The following is a 564-nucleotide window of genomic DNA, read 5'->3' as shown; positions in this document are numbered from 1 at the left end:
TCCTCAGACCAATGATGTGGTACACGAGGATGGCACCATCGTTCCAGCAAAAACTTTATGCTATCTCGATATTCCTGCCAGCAAGACGTTCAAAGCTTTCGTCAAACCTGTAGCGGTGGTCGTGAAGGAGCGCATTGACGCCTGGCTGGAGGACAGGCCTGCTAACCAGGCCGCTTTGCTGGATGAGCGAACCGGGGAAAAAGTTAGCTACCTATTTCAGTTTCGAGGCAAGCGCATAGGCTCCAGTGTCATTAATGGCACCATCATTCCAATGCTATGCGCCAAGGCGGGTGTGCCACTGGAGGACAGTCGCGGGCGAATCACCAGCCACCGGGGACGTGCCTCCGCAGTGACGGCGCTCGCCAGCGTCCCTCAGGGCATGTCGCTGATCGAGCTAATGCAGTGGTCGGGACATAGCTCGCCGAATTCGACTTTGCATTACATTCGAATTCGGCCTACCAAGCTGGCAGCATCCTTCGTTAAAGCCGATCAAATGGCCCATATGGTCTCCGTTTTGATCGATCATGACGTAATTGTTCGCCATTCAGATGCCCCCTACACCTT

At 54.3% G+C, this 564-nt stretch carries 1 pseudogene; it reads left to right on the top strand.

Annotated elements, in window-relative coordinates:
* A pseudogene (locus tag ACU8YC_RS25875) lies at positions 1-564 on the top strand (tyrosine-type recombinase/integrase); the annotation flags it as partial.

The sequence above is a fragment of the Citrobacter sp. VF227 genome, assembly GCF_052950715.1.
This window is presented reverse-complemented; position numbering and strand designations above follow the sequence as displayed.